The 16,577-nt window shown below is 72.1% G+C and carries 9 protein-coding genes; all 9 read right to left on the bottom strand.

All coding sequences use genetic code 11. The features are described from left to right. Positions 1-61: 61 nt before the first annotated feature. On the bottom strand, positions 62-3,448 hold the full coding sequence (gene pulA, locus VLJ82_RS02820) for a pullulanase-type alpha-1,6-glucosidase (RefSeq protein WP_408661802.1): 3,387 nt from the start codon (positions 3,446-3,448) through the stop codon (positions 62-64). 169 nt (positions 3,449-3,617) lie between these two features. Then, entirely contained in the window at positions 3,618-4,967 is a 1,350-nt protein-coding gene (locus VLJ82_RS02815) for a peptidoglycan DD-metalloendopeptidase family protein (protein ID WP_408661801.1), read from the bottom strand. Positions 4,968-5,258: 291 nt separating this feature from the next. Continuing rightward, the gene (locus tag VLJ82_RS02810) at positions 5,259-5,681 is read right to left on the bottom strand and encodes a PIN domain nuclease (RefSeq protein WP_408661800.1); all 423 of its coding nucleotides are present in this window, start codon (positions 5,679-5,681) and stop codon (positions 5,259-5,261) included. After that, positions 5,678-5,899 (bottom strand): antitoxin, encoded by a 222-nt coding sequence (locus tag VLJ82_RS02805; RefSeq protein ID WP_408661799.1) that lies wholly within the window; start codon positions 5,897-5,899, stop codon positions 5,678-5,680. The genes VLJ82_RS02810 and VLJ82_RS02805 overlap by 4 nt, the downstream gene beginning before the upstream one ends. 45 nt (positions 5,900-5,944) lie before the next feature. Then, complete coding sequence (locus VLJ82_RS02800; protein WP_408661798.1) at positions 5,945-7,156, bottom strand: ATP-grasp domain-containing protein; 1,212 nt, start codon at positions 7,154-7,156, stop codon at positions 5,945-5,947. A 5-nt stretch (positions 7,157-7,161) separates the two neighbouring features. Beyond that, complete coding sequence (locus VLJ82_RS02795) at positions 7,162-9,993, bottom strand: amino acid adenylation domain-containing protein (RefSeq protein ID WP_408661797.1); 2,832 nt, start codon at positions 9,991-9,993, stop codon at positions 7,162-7,164. Next, positions 9,990-10,871 carry an SDR family oxidoreductase gene (locus VLJ82_RS02790; RefSeq protein ID WP_408661796.1) on the bottom strand — a complete coding sequence of 294 codons (882 nt, stop codon included), beginning with the start codon at positions 10,869-10,871 and terminating at the stop codon, positions 9,990-9,992. The genes VLJ82_RS02795 and VLJ82_RS02790 overlap by 4 nt, the downstream gene beginning before the upstream one ends. Further along, entirely contained in the window at positions 10,868-11,575 is a 708-nt protein-coding gene (locus tag VLJ82_RS02785; RefSeq protein WP_408661795.1) for a thioesterase II family protein, read from the bottom strand. Before VLJ82_RS02785 ends, VLJ82_RS02790 begins: the two co-directional genes overlap by 4 nt. A 1-nt stretch (position 11,576) precedes the next feature. Beyond that, positions 11,577-16,526, bottom strand: coding sequence for an amino acid adenylation domain-containing protein (locus VLJ82_RS02780; RefSeq protein ID WP_408661794.1), 4,950 nt, complete (start codon positions 16,524-16,526; stop codon positions 11,577-11,579). Between the last annotated feature and the right edge of the window lie 51 nt (positions 16,527-16,577).

The raw sequence follows: 16,577 nt of genomic DNA, 5'->3' as shown, positions 1-16,577 counted from the left end.
GAGCGGCCGTCGGTCCCTGACCGACGGCCGCTCGGCCGTGCCGAGCCGGTAGCAGCGAAGCTCAGTGCTGGCGGGCGACGAACACCGCGACGGTCCGGCCGGGCACGGTGAACGTGCCGGTGGCCGAGTCGAAGCGGGCGGTGCGCACCACCCGGTCCGTACCGCCGGCCTGGATGGGGTCCAGCGCGTAGTGCCGGCCGGCGAGCGCGCTGACCGTCTGGGTGGTGGCCTGCGGCGTCGCGTTGAACACCACGACCAGGCCGGACAGGTGCCGGTCGACATCGGCGCCCACGGTGTCGTCGATGCGCATGGTGATCACGCCCGGGGTGGCGCCCGGCCCGCTGTTCGGGAAGCTCAGCTTCTGCTGGATCAGCGCCGCGGTGCCCAGGTGGAACAGCGGGGTGCTCTTGCGCAGCCGCAGCAGCGTTTCCGACTGCCCCAGTGCGGAAAGAATGTCGGCGCGGGCCGGCTGTAGCGCCGGGTCGGCCAGCAGCGGCTTGAAGTACGGCCACATCGCGGAGTTCGACGCGGCCGGCGGCAGTCCGCGACCGAAACCGTTGGTGGCGTAGGACCAGTCGAGGACGTTGAACCAGTCGCCGGAGTTGTAGCTGTTGCTGTCGAAGGACTTGCTGCGCAGGTTCTCGGTGCCGGCCTGCCAGAACGACACGCCCTGCGAGAGCGCGGTGGTGGCCAGCGACAGAGTCTGCATCCGAATCCGGTCGGCCATCGAGGTCGGCTGCGGCAGCTTGAGGGCCAGCGTGTCGAACAGGCTCTGGCCGTCGTGGGCGTCGACGTAGGTGATGGCCTCGGCCGGGTCGGCGGTGTAGCCGGCCGGCTGGCCGTTGTAGTCCACCCCGGCGCCGGTCACCGTCTGCCCTGCGGCGTCAACGAATCGGTAGTCCCGCAGGTTGCCGGCCAGGCCCACCTTGACCAGGTCCTCGTCGTGCAGCAGGGTCGCCTTCCGGGCGGCGGCATCGCCGTTGACCGGGTCGCCGTTGGGGTCGGTGTACTGCCCGCTGCCGAATCCCTGGATGCGCGGGTTGGTGTCGAACGGGCCGCCGCCGCGCACCGCGTCGCGCAGCCGGTCGTTGAAGGTGCCGATCCCGGTGCCGGCCATATTGACCTGGGTGGCGTTGACGAACAGCGCGTTGCCGGCCACCTCGCCGAAGTCCCAGCCCTCGCCGTAGAGGTAGATCTTGCGGCCGTCCACGCCGTCCTTCGCCATGGTCAGCCGGTTCAGCGCGGCCCGGACGTCCAGGATGTTCTGCTTGGGATGATGGCCCATCAGGTCGAAGCGGAAGCCGTCCAGCTTGTACTGCTTGGCCCAGGTGACCACCGAGTCGACCACCAGCTTGCCCATCATGGTGTGCTCGGTGGCGGTGTTGGGACAGCAGGTGGACGTCTCGACGTTGCCGGTGGCGTTGAGCCGGTGGTAGTAGCCGGGCACGATCCGGTCCAGGTCGTTGGTGCCGGACTGGCCGGCGTCGGCGGTGTGGTTGTAGACCACGTCCAGCACCACCCGCAGGTGCTGGCGGTTCAGCGCGGCGACCATGGCCCGGAACTCCCGGGTCCGGGCGGCGCCGTTCGGGTCGGTGGCGTAGGACCCTTCGGGGACGGTGTAGTGCATCGGGTCGTAACCCCAGTTGTAGCCGTCGGTGTCGGCGACCGAGGTGGTGCAGGCCTGCTGCTGGTCGCTGTCGGGCGGGTAGGAGGCCAGGTCGCACGGCGGATTCTGCCAGGCTGACTTGTCCTCGTTGACCGAGCGGGTCGCGAAGTCGAAGGACGGCAGCAGGTGCACGGTGGTCAGGCCCGCCCGGGCCAGCGAGCGCAGGTGCTGGACGGCGTTGCTCGAGGTGTCGGTGAACGCCCGGAAGGTGCCCCGGTCGGCGGCCGGCACGGTGGGGTCGCCGATCGAGAAGTCCCGGACGTGCAGCTCGGTGATCGACTGGTACTCGGGTATGGGCAGCGCGGGCTTGGCCAATCGCGTCCAGCCGGCGGGCTTGAGGGCCGGGTCTGAGAGGTTGACCAGCAGGCTGCGGGTCGAGTTGGCCGACAGCCCCACGCTGTACGGGTCGGTGACCAGGTTGTGCTCGACCTTGCCGGTCTCGGGAACGTAGACGCTGATCTCGAACAGGTAGTAGTCGCCCCGCCAGCCGCGCGGACCAGTGACGCTCCACACCCCGTCGTGGTCGCGGGCCAGCCGGATGCGGGCGAGCGGGGTGGCGCCGGTGGCGTCCGGGTAGACCAGCACCGAGACGTCCTGCGCGGTCGGTGCCCACAGCGCGAGGTTCGGGCGGCCGGAGCGGGTCCAGCCGATGCCCAGCCGGCGGTGCGCGGCGCCGGCGTAGAGGTCGTCCAGCACGCCGGGGATCTGCAGGCCGGCCCCGTCGACCAGGGTGCCGGCGGAGTCGAAGGCGGCCACCGCCACCTGCCCGGTGAGGATGCTCGGCAGCAGGCCGAGGTAGGAGTCCGGGATGCCCAGCGCGCCGAGTGCCGCCTGGGCCGGGAACTTCGCCCGCAGCGCGGCCGGCAGGCCGTTCGGGTCGTAGCTCAGCGGCAGGTAGTTGCCACCGGTGACTCCGGCCTCGTCGACGCCCAGGCCGCCGGTGCGGGAGTAGTACAGCCGGTAGCTGCGGTCGGCGGCCGCGGCGCCCAACGCCCAGCCGATGTAGTGCCGGGACAGCCAGTAGGCGGTGGGGGTGGTGAGGTCGACACTCGCCGCTGCACCGGCCAGCACCGTCAGCAGGTGGCTGGCGGAGTCGAAGCTGAAGGTGATCGACTCGCCGGCCGCCGAGACCTCGAACGGGATGTTGGCGCCACCGGGCACCCCGCCGGCGCCATAGTTGACGTCCCAGGACAGGCCCACGGTGGCCTTGACCTCGTAGTTGCCAGGCGGGATCGCGGTGGTGGTGAAGGTGTAGGTGCCGTCGCCGTCCGGGTCCTGCAGCCAGGAGGCCAGGCAGTCCGGCGACCAGTCGGCGGGGCAGCCCAGTTCGGACTGGAAGCTGCCGGCCGCCGTGACGATCGGGGTGTTCAGGTCGTCCGTCACCCAGTGGGTGGCGTTGTCGTAGTAGAAGGTGACGTTCTTGCCACCGGCCGGCACGGTGATCGCGATGTTGGGACCGCCCTGCACGCCGCCCTTGCCGTAGTTGACGTCCCAGCTCTTGTCCAGCGCGGCCTTGTACTCGTAGCTGCCGGCCGGCAGTGCCAGGGTGCGCGACCAGACGCCGTCGTTGGCGCGCCGGGTCAGCTGCACCTGGTCGCAGTCCGGTTGCCAGTCGCCGGGACAGCCGACCTCGGAGCCGAAGCTGCCCGGCACCGAGACCGCGCCCGGCTGCGGATCGGCCGCGCCGGCGGGGGCCGCCAGGGTCAGGGCCGTGATCGCCGCCGCTGGCATCAGCAGGGCGATCAGGCTGGTCAGCAGGGTCCGCGGCGTCCGACGCTTCATGGCGCTCCCTCAGCTGGTACTACCCGCAGAGCCGCCAGCGCACGGTAACAGCGAGTAACAACTCTCTACTCGACGCTAGCAATTCGGCACCGGCATGGGAAGCGCCGGACTTGGGCGCAATCACCGGCCCGGCTGCCGGCGCCGCGCCGGGCGCCAGCTGCCGACGGTCTCAGATATAGACGCCGCGCCGGGCCAGGAACACCTGCGGATCGACCCGCGGGCCGAACATCCCGCCGACCCGGACCTCCAGGTGCAGGTGCGGTCCGGTGGACTGGCCCTCGCTGCCGACGTAGGCGATCTTCTGCCCCACCGAGACGTACTGGCCGGCCGAGACGGCGAGCACCTTCATGTGCCCGTAGATGGAGGTGAAGCCGTTGCCGTGGTCGATGACCACCCAGTTGCCGAAGCCGGACGCCGGCCCGGCCGCCACCACGGTGCCCGAGCCGATGGCATAGATCGGGGTGCCGTATCCCGCCGCCAGGTCGTCGCCGGTGTGGAACTCGCCCCAGCGCATGCAGAAGCAGGTGCTCATGTAGAAGCTGCCGGCCGGCAGCGGCAGCGTCCACGGCTGGTCGTCGGACGGCGGTGCGGCCGACGGCAGCGGCGCCGGGGACGGAGCGGAATGCTGCTGCTGTTGCTGCTGGCGTCGCAGCGCCTCCTGGCGGGCCCATTCGGCGGCCTGCCTGCGGCGCTCGGCGGCCTGCCTGCGACGCTCGGCCGCTTGCCTGGCCCGCTCGCGGGCCTGCCTGGCCCGCTCCTCGGCCTGCCAGCGTTCGAAGGCACGGCGCTGGTTGGTCAGGGCGGCCAGCCGCTTGGCGGCAGCCGCCGTCTGGGCGGTCAGCTCGGCGCGGCGCCGGTTGAAGTCGGTCTGCTGCTGGCGGAACGCGGCCAGCTTGGCCATCGCCCGGTTCTTCTGGTCCTCGGCCTGCCGCTGCAGCCGCTCGGCGCGCTGCAGGGCGCGCTTGCGGCCGGCCTCGGCGTTCGACAGCGCGACGGTGTTGGTCTGGGCGGTGGCCAGGTGCTGCTGCTGCGCGGCACCGAGGTAGCGCTGGTAGGCCATCGCCTCCAGGGCACTGTTCGGGTCGGTGCCGGACAGCAGCGTGGTGATCGAGGGCTGCCGGCCGTAGACGTAGGAGGAGAAGACGTAGTCGGCGATCTGGTGGCGGGCCTTGGCCACCGTGGTGCGGGCGGTGTCGACGGCCTGGTTGGCGGCGGTGACGTCGTCGACCGCTTCGGACAGGGCGATGTTGGTCGCGTCGTAGGCGGCGATCGCGGCGTCGGTGTCGGCGGCGGCCCGGTCCAGCTGGCCCTTGAGCAGCACCAGCTGGGCCGTCACGGCGCCGAGCTGCTGCGCGGCACGCTGCTTGGTGGCCTGGGCAGCGGCCAGTTGCTTGTCCGTCGGGTTCACCGGTTTCGGGGCTGCCTGTACCGGGGTGCTGAGTCCTAGCAGCAGGCCCAGCACGGTCACCGAGGCGAGAGCAGCGCCGGAACCGGTCCGGCACGCGGTGCGCAAACCCACCCGGTAGCCCTCCTCACACTGCTGCGACGGCACATTGCACTGGCCGTGCGACAGCATGACACACCAGTCACATCTGTGCCGTGCGCCTCATCCGTAACACAACGGCGAGTTTTCCCGGCCGGCCCGTCCTCACAGCCGGGAAACTCGCCCTGCTTTCCCTTCGGCCGGAGGCGGCGGGGACTTGAGAGCGACGAGGCATCGGGATTTCCGGCGGGTGTCCCGGAACGAAATCAGGTCAAGCCCGCAGAAGCTGTAGCAGAAACTCTTGGAACGCGCCCGGTCATGACGGCGCTACTGAAGACGAAGACGTTCCATCGGCTGGGAGGTAACTTCCGCGATCAGTTCGAAGTCCTTGTCGACGTGCAGCACGGTGAGCCCGGCCAACTCGGCAGTGGCGGCGATGATGAGGTCGGGAATCGATGGTGCTCGATGCTGACCTCGCTGAGCCAGCAGGTGCTGGATCTCGACGGCTCTCGACTCGACCCGCGCGGTCATGTATTCAATCGGCATTGCCGCGAGAGGAGACCTGCTCAACAGCTGACCGAGACCTTCCGCCGACCGGGCGGAGTACCCCACTTCCAGGACCGTAACGGTAGCGATGCGTACCAGCCCGCGCTCGATGCGCGCAATCCATTCCGGCCCGTCGACGCTCTCGCTCAACCGGACCAATGCCGACTTGTCGATGAGCCAGTGACGGAGTTCGCCAGCCGTCACGACCAAGCCTGGCGCATCACCTCTGGATCGGTGAGATCACCGAAGGTATCGGTGAACCACTGCAGATCCGCCATGGTGACCCGCACTGCAGACCGGTGCGCATCCTGGGCGAGTTGCCGGCGGAGGTATTCGTTGCGAGAAAGACCCAAAGTCGCGGCATGCGAATCCACTGCGGCCAGCACCTCTTCAGGGACGTCCCGGATCAGGATGTCAGGCATCGGCACCTCCTTGATATCTGATGATATCAGGGTACCTCGCTTCCCCTACAGCCAGCGCAGCACGTTCAGCCGAACCGCGGCGGCGGCCTTGTCCAGGCCGGCCAGGCAGTCGGCGTCGCTGTCGGCGACCGTGGTGATCAGGGCGTACCGGCTCGCTCCGAAACCGTGCGGCGGCAAGCGCAACTCCTGGCCGGGCAGCACCACCGGGGTGGCGCTGTCGACTTCAGCCGGCAGCGCCGCGGCGTCGACCTCGACCGAGCGCACGATGCAGTCCCGTTCCGGATAGCGGAAACGCACCGCCGCGACCCGGTCCAGCGTCGGCTCCAGGTCCGGACGGCGCCCGCAGGCCAGCGCCGCGGCGGCCCGTCCGGTGTCCACCCCGAGCGCGAGCCTGGCCAGGTCCGGGATCCGGTCGCCGCCCACCCTGGCGTTGATCTCCACCACCTTCGGTCCGTCCGGGGTGAGCCGCAGCTCGGTGTGCGTCCAGCCGGTGGTGTAGCCGACCGCGGCATGCGCTGCCCGTAGCACGCCGAGCAGCGCCTCGTCGCGCAGCAGCGGGTCGTTCGCCCGGACCAGGTGGCCGACCTCCTCGAAGTACGGCGGGAAGTCGCACCGCTTGCGCGCCACGAACCCCATCGACAGCTCACCGTCCAGCCAGCCGGCATCCACGCTGATCTCCGGGCCGTCCAGGTACTGCTCGATCAGCACGTCACTGCCGGCCAGTTCGCCCCCACCGTCCCGGCTCGCACCCCGGGCCACCCGGAACCGGCCGGCCAGCTGGTCGGCCGTGTCCACCCGCACCACCCCGACGCTGGCGTAGAGCGCGCGGGGTTTGAGCACCAGCGGATAGCCCAGCCCGGCGGCGGCCTGCCGGGCCTGCGGCAGGGACGTCACCAGCACCGAGCCCGCCTGTGGCACGCCGGCCGCCCGCAACGCCTGCCGGGTGCCGTGCTTGTCCCGGCACAGCAGCACCGCCTCCGGCGGGCTGGTCGGCAGGTCCAGCCGCTGCGCCAGCCGGGCGGCCTGCACCACCAGGGTGTCGTCCCAGGTGAGCACGCCGGACGGCCGCACCGGCCGGGCCGCCGCGGCCAGCGCGTCGGCATCGGCGAGGTCGAGCACCGTGGCACCGGCCAGGTAGCGCGATTCCCAGGTCGGCGGGTGGTCCGACAGCAGCCACACCTGGTGTTCGCGGGCCAGCGCGGCGAGCAGGTACTCCCGGTACACCGGCAGCCGGCGGATGGCGAGCAGGATCAACACGGAAGCTATCCGGCTCTCCGGTCCAGCACCTCGGCGAGCCCGCGCACCGTCCGGTTCAGGTACAGCTCGCGCAGCCCCGGAGTGGGCAGGCCCGCACCGCGCATCGCGGCGAACAGCTGGACGCCGAGCAGCGAATTGCCGCCGAGGGCGAAGAAATCGTCGTCCAGGCCGACCCGGAAGCCGAACACCTGCTGCCATACCGCGTGCAACCGGGCCTGCAGGTCGGTGGCGCCGTCCGGTGCGTCGAGCTCCCCATCTGGTGCCGTCGGGTCGAGCGGCTCGGGCAGCCGGGCGGAATCCAGTTTGCCGTTCGGGGTGAGCGGCAACGCCGGCAACACGGTGAAGGTGCTGGGCACCATGTGCTCGGGCAGGAACCGGGCGGCATGCGCGCGGACCTCCTCGACGTCGCCACCGGACAGCACCAGGTAGGCGTCCAGCCGAGCATTCGCCGCGTTGTCGGGATCCTGGCGCAGCAGCACCGCCGCCGCCCCGACGCCCGGCGCGTCCAGCAGCCGGGCCCGGATCTCGTCCAGCTCGATCCGGAAGCCGCGCAGCTTGACCTGGTTGTCCAGCCGGCCCAGGTGCTCCAGCCGGCCGTCGGGCAGCAACCGGCCCCGGTCACCGCTGCGGTAGCGCAGCCCGGCCGATTGCGAATCCCCTTCCGGATCGGGGACGAAACGCTGCGCGGTCAGCTCGGGCCGGCCGAGGTAACCCGCGGCCACCCCGGCACCGCCGACGTAGATCTCGCCGGCCACTCCGGGCGGCACCGGCCGGCCGGCCGGGTCCAGCACGCTCACCGACCAGCCCGGCAGCGGCCGGCCCACCGACTTCGAGCCAGCCAGTGCCTCGCGCCGGCCCAGGGTCTGGGCGGTCACGTGCACGGTGGTCTCGGTGATGCCGAACATGTTGACCAGCCGGCACCGGCTTTCCGGATGCCGGTCGAACCAGGCCAGCAGCGGCCGGGTGTCCAGCGGCTCGCCGCCGAAGATCACCAGCCGCAGCGAGTCCGGCAGCCGGCGGGTGCGGTCCACCTCGGCCAGCTGGCTGAACGCGCTCGGGGTCTGGTTCAGCACGCTGACCTGCTCGGCGTGCAGCAACTCGGCGAACTGCTGCGGGTCGCGGGCGGTCCAGTGCGGCACCACCACCAGCCGGCCGCCGGTGGCCAGGCATCCCCAGATCTCCCAGACCGAGAAGTCGAAGGCACTGGAGTGGAACAGCGTCCAGACGTCGTCGGTGCCGAGTCCGAAGTCGGCTTCGGTGGCCGCCAGCAGGCCGGCCACGTTGCGGTGCGAGACCAGCACTCCCTTGGGACGGCCGGTGGACCCGGAGGTGTAGATGACGTAGGCGGTGTCGTCGGGAGTGCCGGGCTGCTCCGGTGCGGTGCTCGGTCCTTCCCGCAGGGCAGCCGGGGCGAGCACCCGGACGCCGGGCAGCTGCGGGAACTCCTCGGCGATCACCACGGCCAGCCCGGCGTCGGTCGCGGTGTAGGCCAGCCGCTCGTCCGGGTTGCCGGCGTCCATCGGGACGTAGGCCGCGCCGGCCCTGAGCACTGCCAGCAGCATCACCACCAGATCGAGCGAGCGTTCCAGGCAGACCCCGACCCGGTCTCCAGTCCGGACGCCGGCCGCCCGCAGCGCGTGCGCTGCCCGGTTGGCCCGCTCGTCCAGCTCGCGGTAGCTCAGCCGGTTCGCCTCGAAGCACAGCGCGATCGCGTCCGGACGGAACTCGGCCTGCGCCCGGACCGCCTCGTCGATCCGCCGGCCGGTTCCGGACGCCGGCAGCGGGCGGCCGCGGCCGCCGAGTTCGGCCAGCTCGCGCAGCTGCCCGGCGTCGAGCAGCGCCAGCTCCCCGATCGGGGTGTCCGGGTGTGCCGTTGCCAGGCCGCGGTAGGCGGTGCCGAGCATTCCGGCCAGCCGTTCTGCCACCGCCGGCGCGAAGGCGCTGCGCCGGAACCAGAGGCTGCCCGGCAGCTCGCCGCCGGCGGCTTCGCCGATCCAGATCGCCAATGGATGCAGCGGATCCAGGAACGGCCTTTGCGCACCGACGGCCAGGCCGGCCACCGGTGCCGTGTCGGCAACCGGGTGGTCCAGGGCATGCCGCACCGCGGCGAGGTAACCGGCCACCGGAGTGCCGCCGGCACAGTCGAGGTCCGCGCTGTTCAGCGGATCGAGCCCGATGCCGGCCCGCTCCGCGCCGGTGCAGCGGGCCAGCACCAGGCCGAGCGCGCCGGCCAGCAGTGCCTCGGGGTCGGTGGTTTCTGCCGTTGCGGAAAGGGTGAACGGCAGCACCTCGGCACCGGTTGCCTCGGGGTTGCCGAGGCCCCAGTCCGGAGCCCCGACCCGGTCCAGCCGGGCCAGGCCGTCCCGCAGCCGCTGGTGCAGCTGAGGATCTGTCGCTGGGAGCGGGGTGGACGAGAGCACCGCCCGCAGCACGGAGCGCGGGTCGGCCACCGCCCGATGCGCCACCACCACCAGGTCGGCGACCTGGTCGGCGTAGCGCAGCAGCACCACCCGGACGCCCGGGCCGGTCGCCGGATCGGCCGGCCGGGCCAGCTCGCGGTCCCGCCGCTGCGCCGCGGCGCCGGAATCGGCCGGGCCCGAAACCCATTCCTGCCAGAGCCGGGTGCCGGTGGCCCGGCTTACCCGCTCGGCCAGCCCTTCCAGGTCGGCGCCGGGGTCGAGCCGGGCCAGCACCGACTGGCACAGCCGGCCGGCCTCGGTTCCGGCCCGGACTCCCCCGCCGGCCAGCGGCAGGCAGGTCCGCAGCTCGGCAGCGATCGGCCGGATGGCCTGAGGTTCGAAGGGCAGCTGTTCGGCAATCGTCAGTTCGGCGGTCATCGGCTGGTGAACCCCCCGTCCACCGGCACCGCGCTGCCGGTGACCTGCCGGGACTCGTCCGAGGCCAGCCACAGGGCGGCGCCGGCGATGTCGTCCGGCTCGAGAAGGGCATTCATCGGCTGGGCGGTGACGAAGGTCTGCTCGTGCTCGGCCACCGGGACGTCCAGGGACCGGGCGATCTCCGACAGCATCCGGCCCTCCACCGCCGGGTCGTCGCGGACCGAACCGGGGCACAGGGCGTTCACCCGCACCTTGAACGGTGCAAGGTCCAGCGCAGCCGCCTTGGACAGCCCGACCAGCGCGTGCTTGGCGGTGACGTAGCCGGCGAAGTTGCGGTAGCCCACCAGCCCCGCGGTGGAGGCGACGTTGATGATGCTGCCGGAGCGTTGCGCGCTCATCACCCTGCCGACGGCCCGGATCATCCGCCAGGCGCCGGAGACGTCGACGTCGAGCATCAGGTCCCACTCGTCGGCCTCGATGTCGTGCACCGGCTTGCCGGACGGCGCGGCGATGCCTGCGTTGTTGAGCACCACGTCGATGCGGCCGAACCGGGCCAGCGCCAGCTCGACGGCATCCTGGACCGCCTGGTAGTCGCGTACGTCGGCTTGCACGCTCAGTACGGTGGCCGCCGGGCCGCCGGCCTCGCGGCACAGCTCGGCGGTGTGTTCCAGCTGGCTGGCGGTGCCCAGCGGGTACGGCACTCCCGCCAGGTCGTGCGCGATGTCGAGCAGCAGCAGGTCGGCGCCGGCCCGGGCGAACGCCACCGCGCAGGCCCGTCCGATGCCGCGTGCCGCCCCGGTGACCACCGCCACCTTGCCGGCCAGCCGCCGATCGGCCGGTCGCCGGTCCGCAACGGTCTGGGCCAGGCCGGCGGTCACCGGAGCACCGCCAGTTCGGAATCCATCAGCCGCACCAGCTCGACCGGGGAGTCGACCAGGTACATGTGACCGCCCGGCACCTCCCGCAGCTGGCAGCCCGCGGTGCTGGCCGCCTGCCACTCCGCTGCCTGCTCGCGCGAGACCAGCTCGTCCTCGCTGCCGCGGATCGAGGTGATCGGCACGTCGACCAGCTGGCCCGGCTGCGCCAGGTAGTTCTCGTGCATCTCCACGTCCGCGCGCAGGGTGGGCAGCAGCATGTCGCGCAGCTCCGGGTGTTCCAGCGCCGGGTGGCTGTAGCCGGCGAAGCCGCGTACCTGCCGCAGGAAGTCCTCGTCGCTCATGCCGGTGGCCCGCACCGCGCGCCCGGTCCACGGCCCCGGCGAGCCGCTGACGAAGATCCGCACCAGGTCAGGCTGGGGAAGCTGGCGCAACCGGTGCGCCAGCTCGAAGGCAAGCACCGCCCCGAGGCTGTGGCCGAACACCGCGACTGTCGCGCTGCCGGCCACCAGGTCGAGCGCCGCCGGCAGCAGGTCGTCCACCGCGCTGACCGCGTCGGTGAACGGCGGCTCGCCGAACCGCTCCTCCCGGCCGGGCAGCTGCAGCGGCACGATTCGCACGATGTCACTGGGGTATTCCTGCGCCCGCCGGAAGGCGGTGGCGCCCGCTCCGGCGAACGGCAGGCACAGCACCGGGATCTCTGCCATCTCAGACCTCCCACTCGATCGACGCGGCCTGGGTCTGCCGGACGGACTCGAGAACCAGCTCGGCGGTGGCATCGGGGTTGGTGCGCACGAAGTAGTGGCCGCCCACCGGCAGCCGGCAGAACCGGACGTCGGAGGCGAGCACTTCCCAGCCGGCGTAGTCCTCGCTCGCCCGGGTCAGTCCGCGGTCGTCGTCCGCGGCCACCACGGTGACCGGGGTGGCCAGCTTCCAGGCGGGCCCGCCGGTCACCGCGCCGATGAGGTAGCGGTACCCGCCGCCGACGTCATGCCGGAAGATCCGGCCCATCCGGTCGGTGTGCTCGCGGTCCAGGCCGTCCAGCTCGGTGTATCCGGTCTCTTCGACCATGTAGCGGATGATCTGCTCGTCGCTCCAGGTGTCCATCAGGGCGATGTTGTCGGCCATCTCGGGCACCGGGGGCAGCAGCTTGGAGCCGAGGAACACCTGCCGCAGGTCGAAGCCCTCCTCCTCGAGCACCCGGGCCAGCTCGATGGCGACCGCTGCGCCGCCGCAGTGTCCCCAGACGACCAGCGGCAGGTCGGCCTTGGCCTCGATCTCGGCGACGGTCTGGCGGACCGCCTCTTCGATGTCGACGAACTCGCCGTCCGAGACCGGCGCATGGCCGGGCAGCTCCAGCCCCCACACCACGATCTCGTCGGTCCGTTCGGCCAGCGCGTCGGCCAGCGGCTTGAAGTTGATCGGGTGCCCGCACGGGTGCGGCACGCAGATCAACGCGCAGCGGGCGCCGGCCGCGGTCGGCGAGAGCAGTTGCAGCAGTTCCTCGGCAGGTTGCTGGCGCCGGTCGGCCAACCGGGCCAGCTCGTCCAGCACCGGATGGCGGGTGAGGTCGCCCAGGGTGACCAGCCCGTCGAGTTCCAGCACCACCCGCAGCGCCGAGAGCGAATTGCCGCCGAGGTCGAAGAAGTTGCCGGACGCCCCGATCTGGGACACCGGCAGGTCCAGCACGTTCGCCCACACCGCGGCGATCGCGTCCCGGGTCGCCTGGTGCGCCTGACGATCCTCAGCCGCCGGGGCCGGGAAGGCGACCGGCTCGGCGGCCGTGGCATCGCTCGCCGCACCGATCAGCGCCGCGTCCGCGGCGGCCAGCAGCGGCCGGGCGGCATGCGGTGCCGCGGGCTCGCCGGCCATCAGCTCCAGCACCCGGACGAAGTACCCGCCGATCCGGTCGATCTGGGCCTGGTCGTAGAGGTGGCTGTGGTAGTGCAGGCACAACCGCAGCTCGTCGTCGGTGTAGTGCCGGGAGAACTCGGTCCGGAACGCGAACTCGGTCTCGGAGTCCACCTGTATCTGCAGCAGCGAGAACTCCGGCAGTTGCTGGAGATTCTTCATCAGGTAGAAGTGGGTGTAGTTGAAGGTGGTGTCGAACAGCGACCGCTGGGTGCCCAGGTCCTGCTTCATCCGGGCCATCGGGTAGCGGCGGTGCGGCAGCAGGTCGAGCTCGGCCTGGTACACCCGGCGGACCAGCTCCGCCCAAGATTCGGCAGCCTCCCCCGGCTCCGCAGCGGCCGAGTCCAGCGCCATTCGCAGCCGCAGCGGCACGCTGTTGAGGTGCAGTCCCAGCGTGGTCTCGGCACCCGGCAGCTCAGGCCGGCCGCTGTGCTCGTAGCCGGTGGTGACTTCGGGCTGGCCGGACACCAGGGACAGCACCTTCAGGTGGGCGGCCAGCAGCACGTCCTTGAACGGCACCGACAGCGAGTCGGCCAGCGCGCTGACCCGCTGGGTGAGGCCGGCGGGCAGCGGTACGTCGCGCATCACCACCCGGAAGTCGTCGGTGTCCCGGGCGCCCGGCTGGCGCGGCACGTTGGTCGAGACGGAGCCGTCCAGCACCCGCAGCCAGAAGTCTCGGGACTGCGCGGAGCGCAGTGCCTCGCGCTCCAGGCCGATGAAGTTGCGCAGGTGGTTGTCCACCGCCGGCTGCCGGGACGGGTTCGTCCCGGCGCGCAGCTGGTGGTAGAGGCTGAACAGCTGGGTGTGCAGCAGGCTGATGCTCCAGCCGTCCAGGGCGGAGTTGTGCTGGCTGACGGTGTAGCGGTAGCGGTCGTCGGAGAGGATCTGAACGTGCAGGGTGACCAGTTCGCCCCGCTCCCAGTCGAAGCGGCGGGCCTTCTCGGCGGCCAGCCACTGCTCGTGCCAGTCCGCCTGGGCCGCCGCGTCGAGGTGGCGCAGGTCGGCCACCGACAGCGGCGGGCGGACTTCGCGGTGCACCACCTGCAGGAACTCGCTGTACCCGGTGAGGTGGTAGGTGGTGCGCAGGATCGGGTGCCGCAGGCTCAGCAGCCGCACCGCCTCGGTGAACGCGGCCTGGTCGAAGCCGCCGTTGATCGAGTAGCTGAGCACGTCGTGGTACTGGCCGAGCCCGCCGGTGATCTCGGTCTGGAAGATCAGCCCGGCCTGCAGCATCGACAGCGGGTAGGCGTCCTCGGCGTCGGCGGGCAGCAGCGCCCGGTCCTCGCCGGAGATCAGCTCGAACGGCTGGAAGCCGCCGCGGGCCGCCACGTCGGCCTGCTCGGCCGCCGTGCCGGCGCCGGCCCCGGCCCCGGCGGCGATGCTCTCGGCCAGCGCGGCGATGCTCTGCGCCCGGAACAGCTGCGCGAAGGTGAAGTCCAGCCCGGCGGCGCGGGACTTGGCCAGCACCTCGACGAAGTGGATGGAGTTGCCGCCCAGGGCGAAGAAGTTGTCGTGCACGCCGATCCGGTCCTTGCCGAGCACCTCGCGCCAGATCCGGGCCAGGGTCTGCTCGGCGGGGGTACGCGGCTCGACGTGGTTGCCGGCCTTGGCCCGGGCCCCCTCCGGGCCGGCCAGCCAGCTGCGGTCGAGTTTTCCGTTCGGCGTCAACGGCAACGCATCCAGGGCCAGGATCCGGCCGGGCACCTCGTGCTCGGGCAGCGCCTGCCGCAGGTGCTGCTTGAGCACCGACTCCGGCACCTGCTCGCGCAGCACCACGAACCCGCGCAGCGAGGTCTGCCAGCCGTCGTCGACGGCCACCACGGCGGCGTCGGTCACCGCCGGATGCGCCCGCAGCCGTTCCTCGATGCCGCCGGGTTCCACCCGGAAGCCGCGCACCTTGACCTGCAGGTCCACCCGGCCCAGGTAGTCTAGCCGGCCGTCGGGCAGCCACCGGGCCAGGTCGCCGGTCCGGTACAGCCGCCGCTCCCCCACCGCCGCCCCGTCGACGAACCGCTCGGCGGTCAGCTCCGGACGGTCGAGGTAGCCGCGGGCCAGGCCCACGCCGGCCGCGTGCAGCTCGCCCGGCATGCCGACCGGTGCCGGCCGGCCGCGTTCGTCCAGCACGTACATCCGGATGTTGTCGATCGGCCGGCCGATCGGGATCCGGGCCAGCCCCGCCAGCCCGCGAGCCGGCTGGCAGGTGACGTCCACCGTTGCCTCGGTCGGGCCGTACAGGTTGACCAGCTCGGCACCGGGAAGCAGCCGCTCGAACTGGCCGACCTGGCTGGGGGTGAGCGCCTCGCCGCTGGCGAAGACCCGCCGCAGCCCGGCCAACCGGTCCGCCGCGCCGGCACGTTCGGCCCACACCAGGAACAGGGTCAGCATGGACGGCACGAAATGCATCGTGGTGACCTGATGATTCTCGATCGCCGCCGCCAGCCGAGCCGGGTCCTTCTCGGCCCCCGGCTCCGGCAGCGCCAGTGCCGCGCCGGTGAACGACCACCAGAACAGTTCCCACACCGACACGTCGAAGGAGACCGAGGTCTTCTGCACCAGCACGTCCCCGGGCCCGATCGGGTAGGCGCGCTGCATCCAGGCCAGCCGGTTGACCACGCCGCAGTGCTCGACCAGCACGCCCTTGGGAGCGCCGGTCGAACCGGAGGTGTAGATCAGGTAGGCCAGATCGCCGGCGCTACCCAGTGGCTCGACCGGGCCGCGGTCGGCGGCGTAGCTGGTCTCGGCGTCCAGTTCCAGCACCGGGGTGTCGCCGGCCAGGCCGGCGAACCGGGCCTGGCCGAGCACCAGCCGGGCAGCTGAGTCGGCCAGCAGGTAGCCGATCCGGGCGGCCGGGTAGGACGGGTCGACCGGCAGGTAGCCGGCGCCGGCCTTGAGCACCGCCAGGATCCCTACGACCAGCTCCGGCGAGCGTTCGGCCAGCAGCGCGACGACCGCACCCGGGCCGGCGCCGTGGCCGCGCAGGGTGTGCGCGAGCTGGTTGGAACGGGCGTCGAGCTCGGCATAGCTCATCGTGCCGGCGGAGCTGAGCAGCGCCGGTGCGTCCGGGGTGGCGGCGGCCTGCCGGGCGAACAGGCCGTGCAGGGTGGCCTCGGACTCGAAGGCCCGCTCGGTGTCGTTGGCGGCGGCGATGACGGCCGCGTCCTCGGCAGTGCTCAGCTCCAGGTCGGCCACCGGACGGTCCGGCTCGGCGGTGGCAGCGGCGAGCAGCAGCAGGTACTGCCGGGCGATCCAGCCGATGCTGGCCTCGGCGTAGCGCGCGGGGTCGTAGCCGGTGCCGAGCAGCAGCGCGCCGCCGGCGCGGTACGCAGCGAACCGGACGCCGGCTCCTCCCGGGGCGTCCGGCGGAGCGGCTGCCAGCTCCACCCGCACGTCGGCCGCACCCGCGTCCGGCGTCCCGGACTGGACTGCGCCGGCCACCCGGCCGAGCAGCTCGCGCAGGGTGCCGGCCGGATCGGTGCGCAGCACCAGCCCCCCGGGCAGGCCCAGCGACACCTCCTCGGCGCGGGTGTAGCGGCCGAGCAGGGCCAGCGCGCCGGCGGCCAGCACCACCTGCAGCATCTCCTCCCGCCCGCGGCTGATCCGGTCCAGCCGGGCGGTCAGCTCGGCGGGCAGTGCGACCGGGGTCAGCTCCGCCCAGCGGCCGGCTGCGTGTCCGGGAGCAGCGGGCTCGATCGGATCGGGCTCGATGTGGGAGAAGTCGGCAGGAAAGCCGGTAACGCTGGAGAACATGAAACGTCCTATGCGGTTGAGCGGGCGGGTAGGGGAAGGGCCGGAAGTCGC

Source organism: Jatrophihabitans sp. (genome assembly GCF_035474675.1).
GTDB lineage: Bacteria > Actinomycetota > Actinomycetes > Mycobacteriales > Jatrophihabitantaceae > Jatrophihabitans_A.
Note: the sequence above shows the minus strand (reverse complement) of the source record. Positions and strands in the feature narration are given on the sequence as shown.

Coding starts and splice junctions, on each gene's coding strand:
- pulA (WP_408661802.1), bottom strand. CDS start 3,448: ATGAAGCGTCGGACGCCGCGGACCCTGCTGACCAGCCTGATCGCCCTG.
- VLJ82_RS02805 (WP_408661799.1), bottom strand. CDS start 5,899: ATGCCTGACATCCTGATCCGGGACGTCCCTGAAGAGGTGCTGGCCGCA.
- VLJ82_RS02795 (WP_408661797.1), bottom strand. CDS start 9,993: ATGACCGCCGAACTGACGATTGCCGAACAGCTGCCCTTCGAACCTCAG.
- VLJ82_RS02785 (WP_408661795.1), bottom strand. CDS start 11,575: ATGGCAGAGATCCCGGTGCTGTGCCTGCCGTTCGCCGGAGCGGGCGCC.
- VLJ82_RS02780 (WP_408661794.1), bottom strand. CDS start 16,526: ATGTTCTCCAGCGTTACCGGCTTTCCTGCCGACTTCTCCCACATCGAG.